This is a genomic window from Pseudomonas sp., from assembly GCF_035554175.1.
Classification (GTDB): Bacteria; Pseudomonadota; Gammaproteobacteria; order Pseudomonadales; family Pseudomonadaceae; genus Aquipseudomonas.
Genome location: NZ_DATMIV010000010.1, coordinates 150673 through 174957 on the forward strand (window position 1 = coordinate 150673; position 24285 = coordinate 174957).

General features: G+C 60.5%; 22 protein-coding genes. 13 read left to right on the forward strand and 9 right to left on the reverse strand.

Annotated features, from left to right (window positions below; translation table 11 throughout):
• Positions 1–15: 15 nt before the first annotated feature.
• On the reverse strand, positions 16–1158 hold the full coding sequence (locus VNV36_RS04250) for an HlyD family secretion protein (protein WP_325716554.1): 1143 nt from the start codon (positions 1156–1158) through the stop codon (positions 16–18).
• A complete protein-coding gene (locus VNV36_RS04255; RefSeq protein WP_325716556.1) occupies positions 1155–2810 on the reverse strand; it encodes an MFS transporter in 1656 nt (551 codons plus the stop codon). The genes VNV36_RS04250 and VNV36_RS04255 overlap by 4 nt, the downstream gene beginning before the upstream one ends.
• Before the next feature lie 328 nt (positions 2811–3138).
• Here VNV36_RS04255 and VNV36_RS04260 point away from each other — a divergent pair, with 328 nt between their 5' ends.
• From VNV36_RS04260 to VNV36_RS04285, 6 genes are all read left to right on the forward strand, one after another.
• Positions 3139–4434, forward strand: coding sequence for an OprD family porin (locus VNV36_RS04260; protein ID WP_325716558.1), 1296 nt, complete (start codon positions 3139–3141; stop codon positions 4432–4434).
• Positions 4435–4707: 273 nt separating this feature from the next.
• A complete protein-coding gene (locus tag VNV36_RS04265; protein ID WP_325716560.1) occupies positions 4708–5532 on the forward strand; it encodes an NAD-dependent epimerase/dehydratase family protein in 825 nt (274 codons plus the stop codon).
• 44 nt (positions 5533–5576) lie between these two features.
• The gene (locus VNV36_RS04270; RefSeq protein WP_325716562.1) at positions 5577–6470 is read left to right on the forward strand and encodes an SMP-30/gluconolactonase/LRE family protein; all 894 of its coding nucleotides are present in this window, start codon (positions 5577–5579) and stop codon (positions 6468–6470) included.
• Between the two features lie 59 nt (positions 6471–6529).
• Entirely contained in the window at positions 6530–7501 is a 972-nt protein-coding gene (locus VNV36_RS04275) for a TRAP transporter substrate-binding protein (protein WP_325716564.1), read from the forward strand.
• 75 nt (positions 7502–7576) lie between these two features.
• On the forward strand, positions 7577–8104 hold the full coding sequence (locus VNV36_RS04280; protein ID WP_325716566.1) for a TRAP transporter small permease: 528 nt from the start codon (positions 7577–7579) through the stop codon (positions 8102–8104).
• Positions 8104–9384: a TRAP transporter large permease gene (locus tag VNV36_RS04285; RefSeq protein WP_253503012.1), complete on the forward strand. Its 1281-nt coding sequence runs from the start codon at positions 8104–8106 to the stop codon at positions 9382–9384. Before VNV36_RS04280 ends, VNV36_RS04285 begins: the two co-directional genes overlap by 1 nt.
• Positions 9385–9484: 100 nt before the next feature.
• On the opposite strand, the gene VNV36_RS04290 is transcribed toward VNV36_RS04285, so the two are convergent.
• The 3 genes from VNV36_RS04290 to VNV36_RS04300 all read right to left on the reverse strand — a co-directional run bounded on the left by VNV36_RS04290 (position 9485) and on the right by VNV36_RS04300 (position 12050).
• Positions 9485–10285 carry a sulfite exporter TauE/SafE family protein gene (locus VNV36_RS04290; RefSeq protein ID WP_325716569.1) on the reverse strand — a complete coding sequence of 267 codons (801 nt, stop codon included), beginning with the start codon at positions 10283–10285 and terminating at the stop codon, positions 9485–9487.
• Between the two features lie 9 nt (positions 10286–10294).
• Positions 10295–11539 (reverse strand): NAD(P)/FAD-dependent oxidoreductase, encoded by a 1245-nt coding sequence (locus VNV36_RS04295; protein WP_325716571.1) that lies wholly within the window; start codon positions 11537–11539, stop codon positions 10295–10297.
• Positions 11540–11708: 169 nt separating this feature from the next.
• Complete coding sequence (locus VNV36_RS04300; protein WP_325716573.1) at positions 11709–12050, reverse strand: ArsR/SmtB family transcription factor; 342 nt, start codon at positions 12048–12050, stop codon at positions 11709–11711.
• Between the two features lie 92 nt (positions 12051–12142).
• Here VNV36_RS04300 and VNV36_RS04305 point away from each other — a divergent pair, with 92 nt between their 5' ends.
• The gene (locus VNV36_RS04305; protein WP_325716575.1) at positions 12143–13006 is read left to right on the forward strand and encodes an MBL fold metallo-hydrolase; all 864 of its coding nucleotides are present in this window, start codon (positions 12143–12145) and stop codon (positions 13004–13006) included.
• Between the two features lie 87 nt (positions 13007–13093).
• On the opposite strand, the gene bkdR is transcribed toward VNV36_RS04305, so the two are convergent.
• Positions 13094–13582: a Bkd operon transcriptional regulator BkdR gene (gene bkdR, locus VNV36_RS04310; protein ID WP_039762201.1), complete on the reverse strand. Its 489-nt coding sequence runs from the start codon at positions 13580–13582 to the stop codon at positions 13094–13096.
• Between the two features lie 185 nt (positions 13583–13767).
• Between bkdR and VNV36_RS04315 the strand changes: the two genes are divergently transcribed.
• From VNV36_RS04315 to VNV36_RS04335, 5 genes are all read left to right on the forward strand, one after another.
• Positions 13768–15003, forward strand: a complete 1236-nt coding sequence (locus VNV36_RS04315) for a 3-methyl-2-oxobutanoate dehydrogenase (2-methylpropanoyl-transferring) subunit alpha (protein WP_101162558.1) — start codon at positions 13768–13770, stop codon at positions 15001–15003.
• A 1-nt stretch (position 15004) separates the two neighbouring features.
• Positions 15005–16063 carry an alpha-ketoacid dehydrogenase subunit beta gene (locus VNV36_RS04320; protein ID WP_003224000.1) on the forward strand — a complete coding sequence of 353 codons (1059 nt, stop codon included), beginning with the start codon at positions 15005–15007 and terminating at the stop codon, positions 16061–16063.
• Positions 16064–17335 carry a dihydrolipoamide acetyltransferase family protein gene (locus VNV36_RS04325; protein WP_325716583.1) on the forward strand — a complete coding sequence of 424 codons (1272 nt, stop codon included), beginning with the start codon at positions 16064–16066 and terminating at the stop codon, positions 17333–17335.
• Between the two features lie 4 nt (positions 17336–17339).
• A complete protein-coding gene (gene lpdA / locus VNV36_RS04330) occupies positions 17340–18713 on the forward strand; it encodes a dihydrolipoyl dehydrogenase (RefSeq protein WP_325716585.1) in 1374 nt (457 codons plus the stop codon).
• Positions 18714–18928: 215 nt separating this feature from the next.
• Entirely contained in the window at positions 18929–19948 is a 1020-nt protein-coding gene (locus VNV36_RS04335) for a branched-chain amino acid aminotransferase (RefSeq protein WP_186551860.1), read from the forward strand.
• A 145-nt stretch (positions 19949–20093) separates the two neighbouring features.
• Here the strand turns inward: VNV36_RS04335 and VNV36_RS04340 are convergent, their stop codons facing one another.
• The 3 genes from VNV36_RS04340 to VNV36_RS04350 form a co-directional block, all read right to left on the reverse strand.
• Complete coding sequence (locus tag VNV36_RS04340; RefSeq protein WP_325716588.1) at positions 20094–20915, reverse strand: TIGR03915 family putative DNA repair protein; 822 nt, start codon at positions 20913–20915, stop codon at positions 20094–20096.
• Positions 20912–22132 (reverse strand): putative DNA modification/repair radical SAM protein, encoded by a 1221-nt coding sequence (locus VNV36_RS04345; protein ID WP_325716590.1) that lies wholly within the window; start codon positions 22130–22132, stop codon positions 20912–20914. The genes VNV36_RS04340 and VNV36_RS04345 overlap by 4 nt, the downstream gene beginning before the upstream one ends.
• Before the next feature lie 145 nt (positions 22133–22277).
• A complete protein-coding gene (locus VNV36_RS04350; protein WP_325716592.1) occupies positions 22278–23036 on the reverse strand; it encodes an ArsR/SmtB family transcription factor in 759 nt (252 codons plus the stop codon).
• 79 nt (positions 23037–23115) lie between these two features.
• On the opposite strand from VNV36_RS04350, the gene VNV36_RS04355 reads away from it, so the two are divergent.
• Positions 23116–24225, forward strand: coding sequence for a cytochrome P450 (locus VNV36_RS04355; RefSeq protein WP_325716594.1), 1110 nt, complete (start codon positions 23116–23118; stop codon positions 24223–24225).
• Positions 24226–24285 lie beyond the last annotated feature (60 nt).

Below are 24285 nucleotides of genomic sequence, written 5' to 3' on the forward strand. Positions count from 1 at the left end.
ATAGGAGTGAGCCTGTCAGTGATGCTGAGTATCCCCCGCTGCGGTGTCGATGCTGACCACCACCGACATCCCTGGTCGTAGCCGTTCTGCTTCCTGCTGATCGGGATCGATGGTGATGCGCACCGGCACGCGTTGGGCGATTTTGACGAAGTTGCCGGTGGCGTTATCGGCCTGCAGCAAGGCGAACTCAGAGCCGGTGCCGGGCGAGATATGCTGCACATGGCCGGTGAATCTGCGGTGGTTCAAGGCATCGACAGTGAAGCGCACCGGTTGGCCGACGCGGACGTTGGCCATCTGGGTCTCCTTCATGTTGGCGATCACCCATTTCTGGTCCGGCACCAACGCCATCAACTGCGCACCGGAGTTGACGTAGGCGCCGAGGCGCACGCCAATCTGCCCGAGCTGACCGTCTCGCGGGGCGACAATTCGTGTGTTCGACAGATCGATCCGGGCCAGTTGCACCGCCGCTTCGGCGCTGGCCACTGCCGCTTCCAGCGAGCCGCGATTGACGATCACCGTTTGCAGATCCTGACGGGCGATTTCCAGATTGGCCTTGGCCTGCGCCACCGCCGCTGTGCTCTGCGCATTGGCGGCGAGGGTCACGTCGAACTCGCGTTTGGACACCGAGCCATCGCCCACCAGTTCCTGATTGCGGCGCAGATCCGCTTCGCTTTTGCGCAACTGCGCCTGACTGTCGGCCAGAACTGCCTGACGCAATTTGATCGTCGCTTCGGCGCTGTTGCGCTGCTGCACCACATTGGCCAGCCCGGCTTTTTGTACCGCCAGTTGCGCCAGGGACTGATCAAGGCGCTGCTGATAAATGCGGTCGTCCAGACGCACCAGCAAATCCCCGGCCTTGACGTACTGGAAGTCCTGCACCGGCACCTCGAACACATAGCCGCTGAGCTGCGGGCCGATGATCGTCACCTGCCCGCGCACCAAAGCGTTTTCGGTGGTTTCGACGGCGCTGCTGAACGGCGGCAGTTGCCAGGCGTACAACACGATCAGCACGCCGACGATGGCAATTGCCGCGAACCCCAGCGAAGAAATGATCCGCACGCGCAAAGAACGTGGCTCGGTATTGGGTGATGATGGCGGCGCCTCACCTTCAGGCGTGGCGGCAATGGCGTTGGTGGTTGTGGTGGTCGGTTCGGTCATGAAGAAGTGGCGCCGCTGGAAGGTCCGGTAGGTGTCGGTTCGACGGTTTTGGTGGTGCTCATCAGCCACAGCGCCCGGATCGAAATCCAGATCATGGTCAGCACTGCAATCACCGCGATCAGCATGAAGACATCGTTATAGGCCAGCACGTTCGCTTCACGCGTGGCAGCGTTGGCCAGGCTGCGCAGGCCGGCCAGGTTGCGCAGACTGGGGTCGGCGAGCAGCGAACCGTAGGCCGAACCGCCGCTTTGCACACGTGCGGCGACCAAGGGATCGGACAGCACCAGATGGTCGACGATGTGGCTGGAATGAAACTTCTCGCGCACGATCTGGAAGGTGCCCAGCAGTGCCGCACCGATGAGGCCGCCGAGGTTATTGCAGATCCCGAACATTACGGAAAAACTCACCAGATTGCGTGGATTGGTCAGCACGTTGCGCGTGCCGAGTACCATGGTCGGGCCGAGGAAAAAGGTGCTGCCGAAGGCCAGCAGGAACTGGCTGAAATACAGGTTATGCGGCCGCGTAATGTTGCTGGAAGAACTGTCCATCACCGAGCCGGTGGCCATCAGCGCCAGCGAGATGATCAGTGGCATCAGCAGATGGTTGGGGTTGATGGTCAGCGCACTGACCAGTAACCCGGCGACACTGCCCAGCAGCATCACCACGTAGAGGCTGTGCAATTGCTGGCTGCTCATGTTGAGGTACTGCATGAAACCGACCGCACCGGTGGATTGCTCGGAGGTGACCATGCGAATCAGGGTCACCGCCAGGGCCAGGCGAATCATCACGCCGCTGCCCAGCCAGCGGGTCATCAGCATCGGGTTGCTGCGGTTATGTTCGATGGCCAGGCCCGTGATGATCAGCGCAATCGAACAGGCCAGAGCAATGCCGATCCAGTCTTCCTCCAGCCACCAGTCGATCCGTCCCAGCGACAGCACCGCACACAATAACGCCACGCCAGTGGCGAGGATGGCGAAGGTCAGGAAGTCGAGTTTCTCGAAGGTTTTGAAGCGATCACCCGGCGGCAGTTTGAGCAGCAAGACACAGCCGAGTGACAGCAGGGCCATGCCCAGTTCGAACAGATACAAGCCGCGCCATTCGGCGATCTGCAGCAAGTCTTCGGAAAACAGCCGCGCTAGCGGCAATGCCAGTTGCGAAGTACCGAGGCCAAGCACCAGCGCCTTGAGTCGCCACTTCGCCGGGAACGCCTGCACCATGTAATACAGACCCAGCGAACTCAGCGCCGCGCCGACCATGCCGTGCGCGGCACGCACCGCCACCGCCGAGTTCAGGTCGTTGACGAACAAGTGGCCGAAGGTCACCAGCGCGTACAGCACCAGAAACACCTCAGTGAAAGCGCGCAAGCCGAACTGCTGGCGAAACTTCACCAGCAGCAGGTTCATCGACACGTTGGTCATCACATACGCCGCCGGCAACCAGGCCATCTCCGCCGTCGTCGCACCCAGCGAGCCTTGCAGATAAGGCAGGTTGGCTACCACCAGCGAATTGCCCAGCCCACCGGTCACCGCCACCAGCCCCCCGACCGCCGCATACGCCAGGCGCTTGGGCGTGGAGTGCAAGGGTGTCGAGGGGGAACCGGGCAGGCTGGGCTTTTCGTGCGGCTGCCAGTTGCGCGGGGCGTATTTATCCATGGGTCGGCCTGGTGCTTGGGGTGAGGGAAGTTTGCCGCATATTTCTTTGCAGCACACTTTTCCATGGACAACAAAAAACCCTGTAGGAGCTGACGAGTGAAACGAGGCTGCGATCTTTTGATCCGTATTTCTTAAAAGCAAAGCAAAAGCAAAAGATCGCAGCCTCGTTTCACTCGTCAGCTCCTACAAGATAATCGGCGTCACGATAGGGAATCATCGTATAACTTCCAGTTGACAATCCCCGGAAATCGCGGAAGTATCCGCATCGATGTTGTACGACGACGTATGACAAATAATAAAAACAACAAACGATTCTGGGAGCGTCACAGTGAGCACACTCGCCCGCAATTCCGTCCGCCCTCCGCGCTTTGCCGTTGTCCGCCCACGCACCACCCTCAGTCTGCTGGGTTGCAGCAGTCTCGCCCTTGCCTTGCCAATGAGCGCTGAGGCCGAAGGCTTTCTCGAAGACAGCAAAGCCACGCTGAATCTGCGCAACGCCTACTTCAACCGTAACTTCGTCAACCCCGCCTATCCGCAGGGCAAGGCTGAAGAGTGGACGCAGAACTTCATCCTCGACGCCAAATCCGGATTCACCCAAGGCACCGTCGGTTTCGGTATCGATATCCTTGGCCTGTACTCGCAGAAACTCGATGGCGGCAAAGGCACCGGCGGCACGCAGCTGTTGCCGATCCACGACGACGGGCGCCCGGCCGACAATTTCGGCCGCCTCGGCGTGGCGCTGAAGGCCAAGGTGTCGAAGACCGAACTTAAGGTCGGCGAATGGATGCCGGTGCTGCCGATCCTGCGCTCCGATGATGGCCGCTCCCTGCCGCAGACCTTTCGCGGCGGCCAGATCACTTCCACCGAGATCAACGGCCTGACCGTCTATGGGGGTCAGTTCCGTGGCAACAGCCCGCGCAACGATGCAAGCATGGAAGACATGTCGATGAACGGCCGTGGTGCCTTTACTTCCGATCGCTTCAACTTCGGCGGCGGCGAGTACACGTTCAACGAAAAGCGCACTATGGTCGGCGTGTGGTACGCCGAGCTGACTGATATTTACCAGCAGCAGTATTTCAACCTCAGCCACAGCCAGCCGATGGGTGACTGGACGCTGGGCGCCAACCTCGGTTTCTTCACCGGCAAGGAAGACGGTAGCGCCCAGGCCGGCGACCTCGACAACAAAACCGCGTTCGCCCTGCTCTCGGCCAAGTACGGAGGCAACACTTTCTACGTCGGCCTGCAGAAACTCAGCGGCGACGATGCGTGGATGCGCGTGAACGGCACCAGCGGCGGCACCCTGGCCAACGACAGCTACAACGCCAGTTATGACAACGCCAAGGAACGCTCCTGGCAATTGCGTCACGACTACAACTTTGCTGCCCTCGGCGTGCCTGGCCTGACCCTGATGAACCGCTACATCAGCGGCGATAACGTGCATACCGCCACTACCGATGACGGCAAGGAATGGGGCCGTGAATCGGAACTGGCCTACACCGTACAGAGTGGCCCGCTGAAAAACCTCAACGTGAAATGGCGCAACGCAACCATTCGCCGCGACTTCAGCACCAACGAGTTCGACGAGAACCGGATCTTCATCAGCTATCCGATTTCGTTGTTGTAAAGGTTCGCGGTTTCACATTGTGGGAGCGAGCCTGCTCGCGAAAGCGCCAGACCAGTCAAGTTGTTGTGACTGACACACCGCCTTCGCGAGCAGGCTCGCTCCCACAAGGGGATCGCATTGCAAAGCGGGTATCGGGTGTTGAGAAAATGAGCTAGCCCTTCCGTCATCTACACCAAAAGTCGCGTTGACAAGATCCGGAAACCCTACCGATACTTCAGCACAGTCATACGACAACCTACAACAAACCTAATAACAATGTGTTCAGGGATTGCCATGACGTCTATTTTTACCCCCCGCGCCCCTTTCAACCGCCTGCTGCTGACCGGTGCTGCCGGAGGCCTGGGCAAAGTCCTGCGCGAACGCCTGCGCCCGTACGCCCATGTCCTGCGCCTGTCCGACATCGCCGCCCTCGCCCCGGCCGTCGATGAGCACGAGGAAGTGGTGCTTTGCGATCTCGCCGACAAGCAGGCCGTGCATCAATTGGTCGAAGGCGTTGACGCGATCCTGCACTTCGGTGGCGTTTCGGTTGAGCGTCCGTTCGAAGAAATCCTCGGCGCCAACATCTGCGGCGTCTTCCACATTTATGAAGCGGCGCGCCGGCATGGCGTGAAGCGTGTGATCTTCGCCAGCTCCAACCACGTCATCGGCTTCTACAAACAGGACGAAAAGCTCGACGCCACCTCGGCGCGCCGTCCAGATGGTTACTACGGCCTGTCCAAGTCCTATGGCGAAGACATGGCCAGTTTCTACTTCGATCGCTATGGCATCGAAACCGTCAGTATCCGCATCGGCTCCTCGTTCCCCGAGCCGCAGAACCGCCGGATGATGCACACCTGGCTGAGCTTCGACGATCTGACGCAACTGCTCGAACGCTCGCTGTACACACCGAACGTCGGCCACACCGTGGTCTACGGCATGTCCGCCAACCAAGAGGTCTGGTGGGACAACCGCTACGCCAGCCACCTCGGCTTCCAAGCCAAGGACACTTCAGAAGTGTTCCGCGACAAGGTCGAAGCGCAGCCGATGCCGGCCGACGATGACCCGGCGCGGATCTATCAGGGCGGCGCGTTCGTCGCAGCAGGCCCGTTTGGCGACTGATCGCTCGACTTGATCCCCCTCCAATAAAAACCAAGGGAATGAGTATGCAAGCCGAATTGATCGTCGACGCCCGCAACGCGGTCGGTGAAAGCCCGGTCTGGGTGCCGCAGGAAAACGCGCTGTACTGGGTCGACATCCCCAACGGCGGGCTGCAACGCTGGAGCGCCGCCAGCGGCCATGTTTCGTCGTGGCAGGCGCCAGAAATGCTCGCCTGCATCACCCGTCACCGCAGTGGTGGCTGGGTCGCCGGCATGGAGAGCGGTTTCTTTCGTCTGCACCCGCACAGCGACGGCAGCCTCGACAGCGAATTGCTCGCCAGCGTCGAACACAGTCGCGCAGACATGCGTCTCAACGACGGTCGCTGCGACCGTCAGGGGCGTTTCTGGGCCGGCAGCATGGTGTTGAACATGGGCCTGAATGCGCGCGAGGGCCGGCTCTATCGCTACAGCGCCGGGCAGACGGGCGTGATCCAAGCGCAGTTGGATGGCTTCATCGTGCCCAACGGCCTCGGCTTCAGCCCCGACGGCAAGACCCTGTACCTGTCGGATTCTCACCCCAACGTGCAACTGATCTGGGCGTTCGATTACGACATCGAAACCGGCACGCCATCGAATCGCCGAATCTTCGTAGACATGAATCACTTCCCCGGTCGCCCCGATGGCGCTGCCGTGGATGCCGAAGGTTGCTATTGGATCTGCGCCAACGACGCCGGGCTGATTCACCGCTTTGCCCCGGATGGACGCCTCGACTTTTCGCTGGCAGTACCGGTGAAGAAACCGACCATGTGTGCCTTCGGCGGCAGCAATCTGGACACCTTGTTTGTCGCCTCGATCCGCCCCGGCGACGATCATGATCCGCAATCGCTGGCCGGCGGCGTATTCGCGTTGAAGCCAGGCGTCAAAGGCCTCGCGGAACCTGAATTCAACGGTTTGCTTTGAACCCTCTGCTGCACCGCTGCGCCTTGAACACAAAAATAACAAGACTGGAGACTCACCCCATGAACTTCAAACGCACCTTGCTCGCCGCTGCACTCCCGCTGATGTTCACCTTTACTGGCGCCGCTCAGGCCCTGCAACTCAAATTCGCTGACATCCACCCCGCCGGTTATCCAACCGTGGTGGCCGAAGAAAACATGGGCAAGACCCTGACCAGGGAAACCAACGGCGAGCTGACCTTCCAATACTTCCCGGGCGGTGTGCTGGGTTCGGAAAAGGAAGTCATCGAGCAGATGCAGGTCGGCGCGGTGCAGTTGTCGCGCGTCAGTCTGGGTATCGTCGGCCCTGTAGTGCCGGACGTGAACGTGTTCAACATGCCGTTCATCTTCCGCGACCATCAGCACATGCGTAACGTCATCGACGGCGCGGTTGGCGATGAGATCCTCGACAAAATCACCAACTCGGAATTCGGCCTGGTCGCCCTGGCGTGGATGGACGGCGGCACGCGCAACATCTACACCAAGAAACCGGTACGCAAGCTCGAAGACCTCAAGGGCATGAAAATCCGCGTGCAGGGCAACCCGATGTTCATCGACATGATGAACGCCATGGGCGGTAACGGCATCGCCATGGACACCGGCGAAATCTTCAGCGCCCTGCAGACCGGCGTGATCGACGGCGCGGAAAACAACCCGCCGACCCTGCTCGAACACAACCATTTCCAGAACGCCAAGTTCTACAGCCTCACCGGCCACCTGATCCTGCCAGAGCCGATCGTGATGTCGAAAATCACCTGGGAAAAACTCACCCCGGATCAGCAGGAACTGGTGAAGAAAGCCGCCAAGGCTGCCCAGGCCGAAGAGCGCGTGTTGTGGGACAAGAAGTCAGCTGCCAGTGAAGAAAAACTCAAGGCTGCCGGTGTCGAGTTCATCGAAGTCGATAAGAAACCCTTCTACGACGCCACCGCCCCGGTGCGGGAAAAGTACGGCGCGAAATACGCCGACCTGATCAAGAAAATCGAAGCCGTTCAGTAACGCCTCCCGCTCCGTACTCACGACAAGGCCCGGCGCGCCCGATGATTCAGGCGCGCCCGGTTACGGTGGAACCCGATGAAGAATCTGCTGCTGCGTATCAACGACAAGATCTACATGACGTGTATCTGGGTCGCCGGCCTGTCTGTCCTGGCGATTTCCCTGATGATCCCCTGGGGCGTATTCGCCCGCTATGTGCTCGGCACCGGCTCGAGCTGGCCAGAGCCGACGGCAATCCTGCTGATGATGGTGTTCACCTTCATTGGTGCCGCCGCCAGTTACCGTGCCGGTGCGCACATGGCCGTGGCCATGCTCACGGATCGCATGCCGCCGCAGTTGAAATCCGCAGCGGCGATTTTTTCGCAACTGCTCATGGCGGCGATCTGCATTTTCATGACGATCTGGGGCGCCAAGCTGTGCATGTCCACCTGGAACCAGTTCATGGCCGCCCTGCCCGATCTGCGCGTTGGCGTGACCTATCTGCCGATTCCCGTGGGCGGCTTGCTGACGCTGATTTTTGTTCTTGAAAAACTCTTGCTCGGTGACCAGAGCAAACGGCGGGTCGTGCAGTTCGACCTGGTTGAAGAAAGTGAAGGTGCCGCTTAATGGACGCTCTGATACTGCTGGGCAGTTTTATCGCATTGATCCTGATCGGCATGCCGGTCGCCTACGCACTGGGCGCGGCCGCGCTGATCGGCGCGTGGTGGATCGACATTCCGTTCCAGGCGGTGATGATCCAGGTCGCCTCGGGGGTGAACAAATTTTCGCTGTTGGCGATTCCATTCTTCGTGCTGGCCGGTGCGATCATGGCCGAGGGCGGCATGTCCCGCCGGTTGGTGGCGTGCGCCGGAGTGCTGGTGGGTTTCGTGCGCGGTGGCCTGTCACTGGTGAACATCGTCGCCTCGACCTTCTTCGGCGCGATCTCCGGTTCGTCGGTGGCCGACACTGCGTCGGTGGGTTCGGTGCTGATTCCGGAAATGGAACGCAAGGGCTATCCACGGGACTTCTCCACCGCCGTGACCGTCAGCGGTTCGGTGCAAGCCCTGCTGACCCCGCCAAGCCACAACTCGGTGCTCTACTCGCTGGCCGCTGGCGGTACGGTTTCGATTGCCTCGCTGTTCATGGCGGGTATCGTTCCAGGCCTGCTGATGAGCGCCTGCCTGATGGTGCTGTGCCTGATCTTCGCGAAAAAGCGCAACTACCCCAAGGGCGAAGTGATCCCGATGCGCCAGGCGCTGAAAATTGTCGGCGAAGCCCTCTGGGGCCTGATGGCGATGGTCATCATCCTCGGCGGCATCCTCTCGGGGATTTTCACCGCGACGGAATCGGCGGCGATCGCCGTGCTGTGGTCGTTCTTCGTGACCATGTTCATCTACCGCGACTACAAGTGGCGTGAACTGCCCAAGCTGATGCACCGCACGGTACGCACCATCTCCATCGTGATGATCCTGATCGGTTTCGCCGCCAGCTTCGGCTACATCATGACGCTGATGCAGATCCCGGCGAAAATCACCACGATGTTCCTGACCCTGTCGGACAACCGTTACGTGATCCTGATGTGCATCAACGTGATGTTGCTGCTGTTGGGCACGGTGATGGACATGGCGCCGCTGATCCTGATTCTCACGCCAATCCTGATGCCGGTGATTCTGGGTATCGGTGTCGATCCGGTGCAGTTCGGCATGATCATGCTGGTCAACCTGGGGATCGGATTGATAACACCGCCGGTGGGCGCGGTGCTCTTCGTCGGCTCGGCGGTGGGCAAGGTCAGTATCGAAAGCACCGTGAAGGCCCTGCTGCCGTTCTACGCGGTGCTGTTCCTGGTGCTGATGCTGGTGACCTACATTCCAGCCCTCTCGCTGTGGCTGCCGCATCTGGTGTTGTAAACCGCAAAGATCGCAGCCTCGTTGCACTCGACAGCTCCTACAGGAATCGCATTCCCCTGTAGGAGCTGTCGAGTGCAACGAGGCTGCGATCTGTTGATCTTCACGCCCGCAACAACATATACCCCGCCACCACCAGACACACGCTGGCAAACCCCACCTGCAACGCCCGCGCCGGTACCCGCGCGCAGAGCCTGCGTCCGATGATCATGCCGACAATGCTGGCAACAATGAACGCCGCGCCCTGGCTGTCGATGCGCACGCCAGCGTGAAACGAGCCGATCACGCCGATCGCTGAAATCAGACTGATCACCATCAACGACGTGGCGACAATGCCGCGCATCTGCACATCGGTCAGTTGCTTGAACGCCGGCACGATCAGGAACCCGCCGCCGACGCCGAGCAGCCCCGAGACCACGCCGGTAATCGCCCCCAGCGCGGCCAGGGTCGCGGTGCATTTGGCGGTCCAGTCGAAGCGCCCGGTGTGTTCGTTGAGCATGCAATTCTTCTGGCCCCAACTGGCGTGACCATGATCGCTGGGGCCCGCTTGCTGTCGCTCTTTTCTGAACATTCGCCAAGCCACCATGACCATCAGCATGCTGAACAGGATCATCAGAATCTTCTCCGGCAACTGATGCGCGAAGTAGATGCCCAGCGGCGAAAACACCGCGCCCAGTGCCGCAATCAACAGCGCCGCGCGATAGCGCACCAGGCCATGACGCAGACCGTCGATGGCGCCGACCGCCGCCGCGCTGCCGACCGCAAACAAGGCCACCGGCGCCGCCTGCGTCATCGTCCAGCCGAGCCCGAGCACCAGCGCCGGCACCGCGAGAATCCCGCCGCCAGCCCCGGTCAGGCCGAGCACCAACCCCATCACCACACCAAACAGACTTGCCAGCAACATAGAGTGTACTCAGTCGACCCTGGACAGACGCGTCAGCCACTCGCGGCCCTTGAGCATGCCGTTCCAGTAGAACCACGGCAGCAATGTCGCTTTCAGCCACCAGGCCGAACGCCGGGGCACGGTCGGATCCAGCGGGAAGGTCGGCAGCAATTTGCCGCCATAGCCGAACTCGGCGAGGATCACCTTGCCCTTCTCCACCGTCAGCGGGCAGGAACCGTAGCCGTCGTATTTGAGTGGCAACGGTTGCTGCTTGCGCAAGGCGATCAGGTTTTGCGCGACCACCACGATCTGCTTGCGCACCGCCGCAGCCGTTTTGGCGTTGCCGGTGCCGCAGATATCGCCCAGGGCGAACACCTCGCGATAGCGTGGATGCTGCAAGCTGTGCGGATCGACTTCGCACCAGCCGCCGGCATCGGCCAACGGACTTTGCGCGATGAAATCCGGCGACACCTGTGGCGGCACGACATGCAGCAGATCGAAGGTTTTTGCTTCACGGGTGACATTGCCGTCGGCGTCCTTGACTTCGAACCACGCGGTTTGCGCCGGGCCGTCGACCTTGACCAGATTGGAGTTGAAGGCCAACTGCGCGTTGTACTGTTCGATGTACTTCATCAGCGGCGGCACGAAGGTTGGTACGCCGAACAGCGCGGCGCCAGCCAGATTGAACTCAACGTTGATGTTGTGCAGCACGGCGGATTTGCGCCAGTGATCGCAGGACAGGTAAAGCGCTTTTTGCGGCGCCCCCGCACATTTGATCGGCATCGCCGGTTGGGTGAACAGCGCCCGGCCCTCGCGTAATTTCTGCACTTGATCCCACGTGTATTGGGCGTGCTGATAACTGTAATTGGACGTCACGCCGTGCTGGCCGAGGCTTTCCTGCAAGCCTTCGATTTTCTCCCAGGCCAGGCGCAGGCCAGGGCAGACGATCAGGTTCTGATAGGTGACGGTGCGCTGATCGTTGAGAGTGAGTTGACGCTGGTCCGGATCGATAGCGGTGACGCTGGCCTTAATCCACGTCGCCCGAGGCGGCATGACTTTGCTCATCGGCCTGACCGTGTCTTTCACGTCAAACGCGCCACCGCCGACCAGCGTCCACGCCGGTTGATAGTAGTGCTGTGAACCTGGTTCGATCACGGTAACTTTCAGGTGCGGGTCGCGCTTGAGCAGGCTGGCGACAAAACCGATGCCGGCCGTCCCGCCGCCGATGACCACGATGTCCGCACTGATGGATGGGCCCCAGTGTTGATCGTTCATTGCTTGTTCCTTTTGCTGCACGCAAGGATTTTTTGGCCCACCACAACAACCAATGTGGGAGCGAGCCTGCTCGCGAAAGCGCTGGCTCAGTCAATTAATCGTCGACTGACACGCCGCTTTCGCGAGCAGGTTCGCTCCCACAGGGGAGATGACTTGTGAGGGCCGGCATTTATGGCTGTTCCCAGCTCTTGAGCACCGCTCCGCAATAAAGCCCGGAGAGGGTCTTCATCACCTGAATCACTTCGTAACTGGCCAGGCCGTAGAAAATGTATTTGCCTTCACGGCGGGTCGCGACCAGCCCTTCGTCACGCAAGATGCCCAGTTGCTGGGACAGCGTCGGCTGGCGTACACCGGTCATGGTTTCCAGTTCGCCGACGTTGCGTTCGCCCTGGGTCAGCTGGCAGAGGATCAACAGACGATCCTCATTGGCCAGGGCCTTGAGCAACGCACAGGCCTTGGACGCCGAGGCGCGCAGTTGGGCGACTTCACATTCGGTCAGACTGGATTGCATTTGCACGAGGCCTTGAAGGTCACTTAAGCTGCGAACATTATGTTTTTACATAAAGTGTTGCAACCCGAAATTCCACCGCACAGGTTTTTGCCATGCCCGCCTTGATTGAAGCGTTCCTTGACCCCGCCTCCTCGACCTACAGCTACGTGGTCTACGAAGCCGACGGCGGACACTGCGCAATCGTCGACCCGGTGCTCGATTACGACGGCGCCGCCGGGCGTACCGGCACCGTGCAGGCGGACAAGATCATCGCCTTCGTGCGGGCGCATCAGTTGCAAGTGCAATGGCTGCTGGAAACCCACGCCCACGCCGATCACCTCTCCGCCGCGCCGTACCTGCGCCGTGAGCTCGGCGGCAAAATCGCCATCGGCGAGTCGATCAGCAAGGTGCAAGACGTGTTCAAGGCACTGTTCAATCTGGAGCCGGAATTTCGCGTCGACGGCTCGCAGTTCGATCACCTGTTTGCGCCGAACGAGTCGTTCCTGATCGGCAACCTGAAGGCCACCGCGTTGCACGTTCCCGGCCATACACCAGCGGACATGGCGTACCTGATCGACGGCGAACAGATTCTGGTCGGCGACACGCTGTTCATGCCTGATGTGGGCACGGCGCGGTGTGATTTTCCGGGAGGCAATGCCCGGCAACTGTTCAAGTCGATCCACAAGCTGTTGGCTTTTCCGGCGAGCGTGAAGCTTTACGTCTGCCACGATTACCCGCCCGAAGGGCGCGCCTCGCAGTGCCAGACCACCGTCGGCGAACAACGCAAAAGCAATATTCATGTGCACGACGGAATAGATGAAGCGGCGTTTGTCGACATGCGTACCCAGCGTGATGCCGGGCTGGGCATGCCGACATTGCTCCTGCCGGCGATTCAGGTGAATGTGCGGGCGGGCAATCTGCCGGCGGCGGAAGACAACGGTGTGGTTTACCTGAAAATCCCGCTTAACAAACTTTAACGTCAAAAGATCGCAGCCTTCGGCAGCTCCTGCATTTGGAATACGGTGCAACTGTAGGAGCTGCCGAAGGCTGCGATCTTTTGATCTTCAGGTTCCCAACGTCAATCCATTAGCCGGCAACGGCAACGCGGTCTTGTAGCGCACCTGCTTGAGCGCAAAGCTTGAGCGAATGTTCGCCACTCCCGGCACTTTGGTCAGAAAATCCATCATGAAGCGTTCCAGCGACTGGATGCTCGGTACCAGCACGCGGATCAGATAATCCGGGTCGCCCGCCATCAAATAGCACTCCATCACCTCTGGGCGATCGGAAATCGCTTCTTCGAAATGCTGCAGCGCTTCCTCTACCTGTTTTTCCAGGCTGACGTGAATGAACACATTCACGTGCAGCCCCAGCAGATCGGCATCGAGCAGTGTGACCTGCTCACGAATCAAGCCCAACTCTTCCATCGCCTTGACCCGGTTGAAGCATGGCGTCGGTGACAGATTCACCGAACGGGCGAGGTCGGCGTTAGTGATGCGCGCGTTCTCCTGCAGGCTGTTGAGAATCCCGATATCGGTACGGTCCAGTTTGCGCATGAGACAAAACCACCAGTTTTTTATGTTTATGCAGAATTTCTATCTGCAAATGGTCGCCAGCGCAACGAAACACAGAGAAATATTCTTCTTGGCCGCGCCTATGATTGTTGTAGGACAAGATTTCCTCTACCCAGGAATGACTGCCAGCTCACTACAAGAAATTCACAAGATCGAGCGTAGAAGCCATGACCCAAGCGTATGAACCGCTGCGCCTGCACGTCCCTGAACCCTCGGGCCGTCCCGGCTGTAAAACCGATTTCTCCTACCTGCATCTGACCGATGCCGGTACGGTGCGAAAACCTCCCATCGATGTAGAACCGGCCGACACCGCCGACCTCGCCCGCGGCCTGATTCGCGTGCTCGACGATCAAGGCAACGCCCTCGGCCCGTGGGCTGAAAATGTGCCGGTCGAGATCCTGCGCAAGGGCATGCGCGCGATGCTCAAGACGCGCATTTACGACAACCGCATGGTGGTCGCCCAGCGTCAGAAAAAGATGTCGTTCTACATGCAGAGCCTCGGCGAAGAAGCCATCGGTAGCGCTCAGGCGCTGGCGTTGAACATCGACGACATGTGCTTCCCGACGTATCGCCAACAAAGCATCCTGATGGCTCGCGACGTGCCGCTGGTCGACCTGATCTGCCAGTTGCTGTCCAACGAGCGCGATCCGCTCAAGGGCCGGCAATTGCCGATCATGTACTCGGTCAAGGACGCCGGTTTCTTCACCATTTCCGGCAACCTCGCCACCCAGTTCATTCAGGGTGTCGGCTGGGGCATGGCCTCGGCGATCAAGGGCGACACCAAAATCGCCTCGGCGTGGATCGGTGACGGCGCCACCGCCGAATCGGACTTCCACACCGCCCTCACCTTCGCCCACGTCTATCGCGCGCCGGTGATTCTCAATGTGGTCAACAACCAATGGGCGATTTCCACCTTTCAGGCCATTGCCGGCGGTGAAGCCACTACCTTTGCCGGACGCGGCGTCGGTTGCGGCATCGCCTCGCTGCGCGTCGACGGCAACGACTTCTACGCGGTCTACGCTGCCTCGGCCTGGGCTGCCGAACGCGCCCGCCGCAACCTCGGCCCGACGATGATCGAATGGGTCACCTACCGCGCCGGCCCGCACTCGACCTCCGACGATCCGTCGAAATACCGCCCCGCCGATGACTGGAGCCACTTCCCCCTCGGCGATCCGATCGCGCGCCTGAAACAGCATTTGATCAAGGCCGGCCACTGGTCGGAAGAAGAGCATGCCGCCGTCAGTGCCGAACTCGAAGCCGAAGTGATTGCCGCGCAGAAGCAGGCCGAACAGTACGGCACCCTCGCCGGCGGTCAGATTCCGAGCGCGGCGACCATGTTCGAAGACGTCTACAAAGAGATGCCGGAGCACTTGAAGCGCCAGCGTCAGCAGTTGGGGATCTGACATGAACGATCACAACAACAATATTCAGTTGGAAACCGCCATGACCACGACCACCATGACCATGATCCAGGCTCTGCGCTCGGCCATGGATGTGATGCTTGAGCGCGATGACAATGTCGTGGTGTTCGGTCAGGACGTCGGTTATTTCGGCGGCGTGTTCCGCTGCACCGAAGGTCTGCAGACCAAGTACGGCACCTCGCGAGTGTTCGACGCGCCGATTTCGGAAAGCGGCATCGTCGGCGTGGCCGTCGGCATGGGCGCTTACGGCTTGCGCCCGGTCGCCGAGATTCAGTTCGCCGACTACGTTTACCCCGCCTCCGACCAGATCATCTCCGAAGCGGCGCGCCTGCGTTATCGCTCGGCCGGCGAGTTCACCGCACCGATGACCCTGCGCATGCCCTGCGGCGGCGGTATCTACGGCGGTCAGACCCACAGCCAGAGCATCGAAGCGATGTTCACTCAGGTTTGCGGTCTGCGCACCGTGATGCCGTCCAATCCGTACGACGCCAAAGGCCTGCTGATCGCGTCTATCGAAAACGATGACCCGGTGATCTTCCTCGAGCCGAAACGCCTGTACAACGGCCCGTTCGACGGCCATCACGACCGCCCGGTAACCCCGTGGTCGAAACACCCGCAAGCCCAGGTGCCGGACGGTTACTACACCGTACCGCTGGACGTCGCCGCGATCACCCGTCCAGGCAAGGACGTCACCGTGCTGACCTACGGCACCACCGTCTATGTCTCGCAAGTTGCCGCTGAAGAAAGCGGTGTAGATGCCGAAGTCATCGACCTGCGCAGCCTGTGGCCGCTGGACCTGGAAACCATCGTCAAATCGGTGAAGAAAACCGGCCGTTGCGTGGTGGTTCACGAAGCCACGCGCACCTGCGGTTTCGGCGCCGAGCTGGTGTCACTGGTGCAAGAGCATTGCTTCCATCACCTGGAAGCGCCGATCGAACGCGTCACCGGTTGGGACACCCCCTATCCGCACGCGCAAGAGTGGGCGTATTTCCCAGGGCCGTCCCGAGTGGGCGCGGCATTGAAACGGGTCATGGAGGTCTGAATGGGCACGCACGTTATCAAGATGCCGGACATCGGCGAAGGCATCGCAGAAGTGGAACTGTCGCAGTGGCACGTCAAGGTTGGCGACCTGGTGGTTGAAGATCAGGTGCTGGCCGACGTGATGACCGACAAGGCGATGGTCGATATCCCGTCGCCAGTACATGGCAAAGTCATTGCCCTTGGCGGGCAGCCGGGTGAAGTGATGGCGGTCGGCAGTGTGCTGATCAGCATTGAGGTTGAAGGTGCCGGTAACTTGAAAGAGCCCGCCGCTCCCGCGCCTGTCAAAGAAGCGCCGGTTGCGCCAAAAGTTGAAGCCGTTGTTGAGAGCAAACCTGCTGCAGCCGCGCCGCGCCCTGCTCCCGTTTGCCAAGGCCCGATGGTTGCTCGCGAAGCGGATGAGCGCCCGCTGGCCTCGCCGGCCGTACGCAAACATGCGCTGGATCTGGGCATTCAGTTGCGTCTGGTTCGTGGCACTGGCCCGGCTGGCCGGATCTTGCATGAAGATCTCGAGGCCTATCTGGCGCATGGTCAGTCGAATGCCTCGACCCCGGCTGCTGCGGCTTACGCGCAACGCCACGACGAAGAACAGATTCAAGTAATCGGCATGCGCCGCAAGATCGCCCAGCGCATGCAGGACGCCACACAGCGTGCCGCGCACTTCAGCTATGTCGAGGAAATCGACGTCACCGCCATCGAAGAATTGCGCGCGCATCTGAACGAAAAACATGGCGCCAGCCGTGGCAAGTTGACCTTGCTGCCATTTCTCGTCCGAGCCCTGGTGGTCGCCCTGCGCGACTTCCCGCAGATGAACGCGCGCTATGACGACGAAGCACAGGTCATTACTCGCCTCGGCGCCGTGCATGTCGGCGTCGCAACACAGAGCGACGTCGGCCTGATGGTGCCGGTGGTGCGCCACGCCGAGGCACGCAGTTTGTGGGACAGCGCTGCAGAAATCTCGCGCCTGGCCAATGCCGCGCGCAATGGCAAGGCCAGTCGCGACGAGTTGTCCGGTTCGACCATCACCCTGACCAGCCTTGGCGCGCTGGGCGGCATCGTCAGCACGCCGGTGCTGAACCTGCCGGAAGTGGCGATCGTTGGCGTAAACAAAATCGTCGAACGGCCAATGGTGGTCAAAGGCCAGGTGGTCATCCGCAAGATGATGAACCTCTCCAGCTCTTTCGATCACCGCGTGGTCGACGGCATGGACGCAGCGCTCTTCATCCAGGCCATCCGTGGCTTGCTCGAACAACCTGCCACATTGTTTGTGGAGTAATGGAATGCAGACTTTGAACACCACGCTGCTGATTATTGGCGGCGGCCCTGGCGGTTATGTCACGGCGATTCGCGCCGGACAATTGGGCATCCCGACCATTCTCGTCGAAGGTCAGTCGCTGGGCGGCACGTGCCTGAACATCGGCTGCATTCCGTCGAAGGCGCTGATTCATGTGGCTGAGCAGTTTCATCAGACGCAGCATCACAGCCAGCATTCGGCGTTGGGCATCAATGTTTCCGCGCCGACCCTCGACATTGGCAAAAGCGTCGAGTGGAAGGATGGCATCGTCGATCGCCTGACCACTGGCGTTGCCGCGCTGCTGAAGAAGAACAAGGTTCAGGTGATCAACGGCTGGGCGAAAATCATCGACGGCAAAACCGTGGAAGTCGGCGATACGCGCATTCAGTGCGAGCATCTGGTACTGGCCACCGGTTCGACCAGCGTCAACCTGCCGATTCTGCCGATTGGCGGGCCGATCATCTCGTCCACCGAAGCGCTGGCGCCGACTTCAGTGCCCAAGCGCCTGATCGTGGTCGGCGGCGGTTACATCGGTCTGGAATTGGGCATCGCCTATCGCAAGCTCGGCGCCGAGGTCAGCGTGGTCGAGGCGCAGGATCGTATCTTGCCCGCTTACGATGCCGAACTGACGCAACCGGTGCATGACGCCTTGAAGCAACTTGGCGTGCAGCTGTACCTCAACCACAGCGTGCTGGGTTTCGACGGCACGCTGCAGGTGCGCGATCCCGAAGGCGAAACCTTGCAGCTGGAAACCGATCAGGTACTGGTCGCGGTCGGTCGCAAACCCAACACTCAAGGCTTCAACCTCGAAGCGCTGAACCTGGACATGAGCGGTGCGGCAATCAAGATCGACAGCCGTTGCCAGACCAGCATGCGTAACGTCTACGCGATCGGCGATGTCAGCGGCGAACCGATGCTCGCCCACCGCGCCATGGCTCAGGGCGAGATGGTTGCCGAACTGATCAGCGGCAAAACCCGCGAATTCAACCCGACCGCCATCGCCGCCGTATGCTTTACCGACCCGGAACTGGTGGTGGTCGGCAAGACTCCGGAAGAGGCCAAGGCTGCCGGGCTGGACTGCATCGTTTCCAGCTTCCCGTTCGCCGCCAATGGCCGGGCGATGACTCTGGAATCGAAAAGCGGCTTCGTGCGTGTGGTCGCACGTCGCGACAACCATGTGATTGTCGGCTGGCAGGCGGTGGGTGTCGGCGTGTCGGAACTGTCCACGGCATTTGCGCAAAGCCTGGAAATGGGCGCGCGGCTGGAGGATATCGGCGGCACCATTCATGCGCATCCGACCCTGGGTGAGGCCGTGCAGGAAGCGGCGTTGCGTGCCCTCGGGCATGCACTGCACCTGTAGGCCCCTTCGCGAGCAGGCTCGCTCCCACATTTGGAATGCATTTCCCTGTGGGAGCGAGCCTGCTCGCGAATTCTTGAGGGCAACACGATTTATCTGTGTGTCATCCGATAGTCCGGGCTGCGAAACCGCTCAAGAATGAAGTATTGTTGTGCCCATCCAAAAAAACGTCAGAAGCCTTGAACCGTTTCGGCGGTTGTTCAGTGATAGAGGGTGTCATGGGTAACGAAAGCATCAATTGGGACAAGCTGGGTTTTGACTACATCAAGACCGACAAGCGCTATCTGTCGTACTTTCGCAATGGCGAGTGGGACAAAGGCACCCTGACCGAAGATAACGTCCTGCACATCAGCGAAGGCTCCACTGCCCTTCACTATGGCCAGCAATGCTTCGAAGGCATGAAGGCCTATCGCTGCAAGGACGGCTCGATCAACCTGTTCCGCCCGGACCAGAACGCCCTGCGCATGCAACGCAGCTGCGCGCGTCTGCTGATGCCGACGGTCGACACCGAGCAGTTCATCGAAGCCTGCAAAGCCGTGGTGCGCGCCAACGAGCGTTTCATCCCGCCTTACGGCACTGGCGGCGCGCTGTACCTGCGTCCGTTCGTGATCGGTGTGGGTGACAACATCGGCGTGCGTACTGCGCCCGAGTTCATCTTCTCGATCTTCTGCATCCCGGTCGGCGCCTATTTCAAGGGCGGCCTGACCCCGCACAACTTCCAGATCTCCAGCTACGACCGCGCCGCGCCACAGGGCACCGGTGCCGCCAAGGTCGGCGGCAACTACGCTGCCAGCCTGATGCCGGGCTCGAAAGCCAAAAAAGCCAACTTCGCCGACGCGATCTACCTCGATCCGATGACCCACACCAAAATCGAGGAAGTCGGTTCGGCCAACTTCTTCGGGATCACCCACGACAACAAGTTCGTCACCCCGAACTCGCCGTCGGTTCTGCCGGGCATTACCCGCCTGTCGCTGATCGAACTGGCCAAATCGCGTCTGGGCCTGGAAGTGGTTGAAGGCGACGTGCTGATCGACAAACTGTCGGACTTCAAGGAAGCCGGTGCCTGCGGTACCGCTGCCGTGATCACCCCGATCGGTGGCATCAGCTACAACGACCACCTGCATGTGTTCCACAGCGAAACCGAGGTTGGCCCGGTGACCCAGAAGCTCTACAAAGAGCTGACTGGCGTGCAGACCGGCGACATCGAAGCGCCAGCGGGCTGGATCGTCAAGGTTTGAAGTGACCATTGTTGATGCTGGAAAAGCCCTCCATTGAGTGATTGATGGGGGCTTTTTGTTGGGGTAAAAGATCAAAAGATCGCAGCCTTCGGCAGCTCCTGCACGGTCTCTGTAGGAGCTGCCGAAGGCTGCGATCTTTTGATTTTTATTTCAATGTAATGCGTTTACCCGTCCGATCGGCAATCCCGCTCGCCTGCCCATTCTGCTGCTTGCCCATCCGCGCCTGGGTGATCAGTCCCGGAATCAACTCCCCTTCCGGCAGATTTTTCCAGAAACGCACCGGCAGATGCCCCTGCATGACCTTCGGGTTCAACCGCGCCGGGTTGAAGATGTGGCTGTAATAGGTCAGCCACAGATCGCCATGGGGGTCGTCGACGTTCTGCGCCAATTGCTGCCATTCAATCGGGCACTGGCGCTCGTGAATCAATTGCTCACCGTCGTAATACACACCGTCACGCGGCGTGGCGATCAACCAGCGGTGCTGGCCCATGCGTCCGATGAAGTGCTCGCTGGCGCTGTGCAAAATGTCATGGGCAGGTTCCTGCCAGGCCACGTATTGCGGACCGGGCAGATCCTTCGGCCGCTCGATGAAACGCACAAACGCATGCAGATGATGGGCCTCGCGGCTGACCTGTTTGATGCGCCGCTGCAACTCGCTGCCGAGTTTGTCGCCGGCCATCATCGCCGTGCGATCGCCATGACTGACTCGCCACAGCACTTCATACAACAGGCTCCAGCGTTGTTCGCCGCGATAACGAGCCGCTTGTTCTAGGGTGTCGAGCAGCGCGCGCGGGATACGCGCCTGAAACGGCCCCTGCCCTTCGGGCACGTGATCGTCGCTGGCAAACAGATCGCCCACACCTTCCGCCGCCCAACTGACCAGACTCGGGTCGATTTCATGACTGAGCAACCAGCGCGCCTGCTGCCGCCAGACATCGAACAGATCGTCACAATCAAGGCTGATCATCCCCACAGCCCCATCTGCTGCGGCATCGGCCGATCGCGCAATTGCTGATAGAGCATGTGACTGGTGACCTCGGCCTGTTGCGGGTGATAGTCGCTGGTGATGATGAACGGCTTGGCCTTGGCCAGCACACAGCGCATCCGCGCTACGTCTTCGTAACGGATGCGGCGCTGGCGACGCAGCTCGACCAGGCGTTCGGTGGTGCGCAAGCCGATACCGGGAATGCGCGCGATCAGGGTCGCGTCGGCGCGGTTCAGGTCCAACGGGAACACCTCGCGATTCTCCAGTGCCCAAGCCAGCTTCGGATCGATGTCGAGCGCCAGATTACCCGGCCCGTTGAGCAATTCATCGGCCCTGTAGCCGTAGCTGCGCAAGAGGAAATCAGCCTGATACAAGCGGTGCTCGCGCATCAGCGGTGGCGCGGCGAGTGGCACGCTTTTCGGGCTGTCGGGGATCGGGCTGAACGCCGAGTAATAAACCCTGCGCAGGCGAAAGTTGCCATACAGAGACTGGGCGCTGTGAAGGATGGTGCTGTCATCGGTGTCATCGGCACCGACGATCAGTTGCGTGCTTTGCCCGGCCGGGGCGAACTTCGCCGAGCGCGGCTCGTTCAGCACCGTCTGCACACCGGTGTAGATGGTGTTCATCGCTTGCTTGATCGACGTGATGTCTTTTTCCGGCGCCAGTGTCTGCAGGCTGGCGTCGGTGGGCAGTTCAATGTTGACGCTGAGGCGATCGGCGTAGCGCCCCGCTTCTTCGATCAAGGCAGGGTCGGCTTCCGGAATGGTCTTGAGATGGATGTAGCCGCGAAACTCGTGCTCTTCACGCAACAACCTGGCCACGCGTACCAGTTGCTCCATGGTGTAGTCCGCCGAACGGATGATCCCCGAGCTGAGAAACAGACCACTGACACAATTGCGCCGGTAGAAATCCATGGTCAGCGTGACGACTTCCTCTGGAGTGAACCGTGCACGCGGCACGTCGCTGGAACGGCGGTTGACGCAGTATTGGCAATCGTAAAGGCAGAAGTTGGTCAGCAAAATCTTCAACAACGATACGCAGCGCCCGTCCGGCGTATAGCTGTGGCAGATGCCCATGCCGTCCGTCGAACCGAGCCCGCTCTTGCCCTCGGAGCTGCGCTTGGGCGCGCCGCTGCTGGCGCAGGAGGCGTCGTACTTGGCGGCGTCGGCGAGGATGCTGAGCTTGTCGATGATTTGCATGGCGCGGGCTCTTTACTGTGTGCATATACAGTATAGAGTCAGGCGCGCGTGCACAAGATCGGCAACGACCCCTCGTCGGCGCAAGGCATAGATCAAAAGATCGCAGCCTTCGGCAGCTCCTACATGGATTGGGTAGGGTCGAGATTTATCGGATGTACGCGATTTCTGTAGGAGCTGCCGAAGGCTGCGATCTTTTGATCTGTCCGTCTACCGGCACCTCAAAGCCGAACCGCGCACTGATCTCTCTGCGTCCCAGCGCCGTCAGCGTCAACGCCCGACTGTCCAGATCCTGCGTCACCCATTTGCGCTTCAGCGCCGTTTGCAACAACGCCGCTCCCAGCGAGCCGCCCAGATGCGGGCGGCGCATGCTCCAGTCCAGACATGGGCAGGCAAATTTTCGGCGCAGGGTGACGAGCGCCTGCGCATCGATGCCCAACCCCACAAACAGCGCCTCGCCGCTGTCGCTCAAGCGATACGCCAGCTCATCGGTCTGCACCAGCCAACCCTGCTCGACCAAACGATCATGCAGCAACACTGCCAGTGTCCCGGCCATGTGGTCATAGCAGGTACGGGCAAATTGCAGACGATCCGGCGTGTGCGATTTGAACGTCGGCGCGGCGTTCTGGCCGATCACCATCAACGCCTCCAGCGCTTGGGCGACGCGCGGATCGGCGAGGCTGTAATAGCGATGACGGCCCTGCACATGCAGGCGCACCAGCGCCAGATCCTTGAGCTTGCTCAGATGCGCGCTGGCAGTGGAAGCACTGACGTCGGCAATGGTCGCCAGTTCGGTGCTGGTACGGGCGTGGCCGTCCATCAGCGAGCAGAGCATTTTCGTCCGCGCCGGTTCGGCGATGGCGGCGGCGACTTGCGAGACGCCGATATCTTGATGCTCTGCGTGCATATTTCGCTCCCGAACGAATCGTCGCCTGCAAGGACTGGAGATAGTAGCAACACTTTCTCCGCTGACAAGGCTGCCAATCATGGACCCGCTTCGCGCTGCGACTCACGCCGATCCCTATCCTTATTACGCCGAACTCCGCGCTGCGGGCGGATTGGTCTTTCATCACGGGCTGAAACTGTGGGTTGCCAGCAGCGCACGGGCAGTAGAGGCGGTGTTGGCGCAGGCCGATTGTCGCGTGCGTCCGGCCTCGGAACCGGTTCCACAGGCGATTGCGACAGGAATGGCCGGCGAAGTTTTCGGCCGGCTGATGCGCATGAATGACGGCGAACGCCAGCGCTGTCCACGCTCGGCCATCGAACCGGCGCTTGAGTTGATCGATGACACAGCAGTGCATGAGTCAGTTGCGGCCCGACTATTCACCGCGGATGCAGATGGCCTCTGCAAAGCAATGTTTCGCGGCCCGGTCGCGGTTGTCGCGACATTGCTCGGCTTCGCTCCGGCACAGAGCCGCACCATCAGCGAACTGACCGCTGATTTCGTCGCGTGCCTCTCGCCGTTGAGCAACGACTCGCAAATTGCCGCTGCTCATGCTGCGGCGGCGCAGTTACGCGGCTCTTTCATCGAGCTGTTGGCCGATGCCGAAGTGAGCAGCGCCTTACTGGCGGGGATCAGGCAGCGTTTCGAAGGCGACCCAGACGCCTTGGTTGCCAATCTGATCGGCCTCTGCTCGCAGACCTTCGATGCCTGTGCCGGGTTGATCGGCAACGCATTGATCATGTTGCAGCGTCAGCCTGAATTACGCGCCGCACCCAGGGAGAATCTGCTGGCGGAAGTTCAACGCTTCGACCCACCCGTGCAGAACACCCGCCGGTTCTTGGCCGCTTGCTGTGAAATCGACGGCATGCGCCTTGCGGCAGGTGATGTGGTGCTGCTGCTGATGGCCTCGGCCAACCGGGATCCAGCGTTGAACGAACAGCCTGACCGGTTTCTGCTGCAGCGGCCGAATCGGCGCAGTTTCAGTTTTGGCAACGGTCGGCATGCGTGTCCGGGGCAAGGGCTGGCGATGACTATTGCCGCTGCGACCTTGAATAAAATCCTTGCCAGTGGCCTTGATCTGGATAGCCTCGCCTGGTATTACGGGCCTTCGCTCAATGGGCGGATTCCACTGTTCAGCATTGGCGGCGCCTGATGGTCAGTCTTCGCGAGCAGGCTCGCGCCCACAATGTCGAGGTCATCACCAAGCCATGTG

Coding starts and splice junctions, on each gene's coding strand:
- VNV36_RS04250 (WP_325716554.1), bottom strand. CDS start 1,158: ATGACCGAACCGACCACCACAACCACCAACGCCATTGCCGCCACGCCT.
- VNV36_RS04255 (WP_325716556.1), bottom strand. CDS start 2,810: ATGGATAAATACGCCCCGCGCAACTGGCAGCCGCACGAAAAGCCCAGC.
- VNV36_RS04265 (WP_325716560.1), top strand. CDS start 4,708: ATGACGTCTATTTTTACCCCCCGCGCCCCTTTCAACCGCCTGCTGCTG.
- VNV36_RS04270 (WP_325716562.1), top strand. CDS start 5,577: ATGCAAGCCGAATTGATCGTCGACGCCCGCAACGCGGTCGGTGAAAGC.
- VNV36_RS04275 (WP_325716564.1), top strand. CDS start 6,530: ATGAACTTCAAACGCACCTTGCTCGCCGCTGCACTCCCGCTGATGTTC.
- VNV36_RS04280 (WP_325716566.1), top strand. CDS start 7,577: ATGAAGAATCTGCTGCTGCGTATCAACGACAAGATCTACATGACGTGT.
- VNV36_RS04285 (WP_253503012.1), top strand. CDS start 8,104: ATGGACGCTCTGATACTGCTGGGCAGTTTTATCGCATTGATCCTGATC.
- VNV36_RS04290 (WP_325716569.1), bottom strand. CDS start 10,285: ATGTTGCTGGCAAGTCTGTTTGGTGTGGTGATGGGGTTGGTGCTCGGC.
- VNV36_RS04295 (WP_325716571.1), bottom strand. CDS start 11,539: ATGAACGATCAACACTGGGGCCCATCCATCAGTGCGGACATCGTGGTC.
- VNV36_RS04300 (WP_325716573.1), bottom strand. CDS start 12,050: ATGCAATCCAGTCTGACCGAATGTGAAGTCGCCCAACTGCGCGCCTCG.
- VNV36_RS04305 (WP_325716575.1), top strand. CDS start 12,143: ATGCCCGCCTTGATTGAAGCGTTCCTTGACCCCGCCTCCTCGACCTAC.
- bkdR (WP_039762201.1), bottom strand. CDS start 13,582: ATGCGCAAACTGGACCGTACCGATATCGGGATTCTCAACAGCCTGCAG.
- VNV36_RS04315 (WP_101162558.1), top strand. CDS start 13,768: ATGACCCAAGCGTATGAACCGCTGCGCCTGCACGTCCCTGAACCCTCG.
- VNV36_RS04320 (WP_003224000.1), top strand. CDS start 15,005: ATGAACGATCACAACAACAATATTCAGTTGGAAACCGCCATGACCACG.
- VNV36_RS04325 (WP_325716583.1), top strand. CDS start 16,064: ATGGGCACGCACGTTATCAAGATGCCGGACATCGGCGAAGGCATCGCA.
- lpdA (WP_325716585.1), top strand. CDS start 17,340: ATGCAGACTTTGAACACCACGCTGCTGATTATTGGCGGCGGCCCTGGC.
- VNV36_RS04335 (WP_186551860.1), top strand. CDS start 18,929: ATGGGTAACGAAAGCATCAATTGGGACAAGCTGGGTTTTGACTACATC.
- VNV36_RS04340 (WP_325716588.1), bottom strand. CDS start 20,915: ATGATCAGCCTTGATTGTGACGATCTGTTCGATGTCTGGCGGCAGCAG.
- VNV36_RS04345 (WP_325716590.1), bottom strand. CDS start 22,132: ATGCAAATCATCGACAAGCTCAGCATCCTCGCCGACGCCGCCAAGTAC.
- VNV36_RS04350 (WP_325716592.1), bottom strand. CDS start 23,036: ATGCACGCAGAGCATCAAGATATCGGCGTCTCGCAAGTCGCCGCCGCC.
- VNV36_RS04355 (WP_325716594.1), top strand. CDS start 23,116: ATGGACCCGCTTCGCGCTGCGACTCACGCCGATCCCTATCCTTATTAC.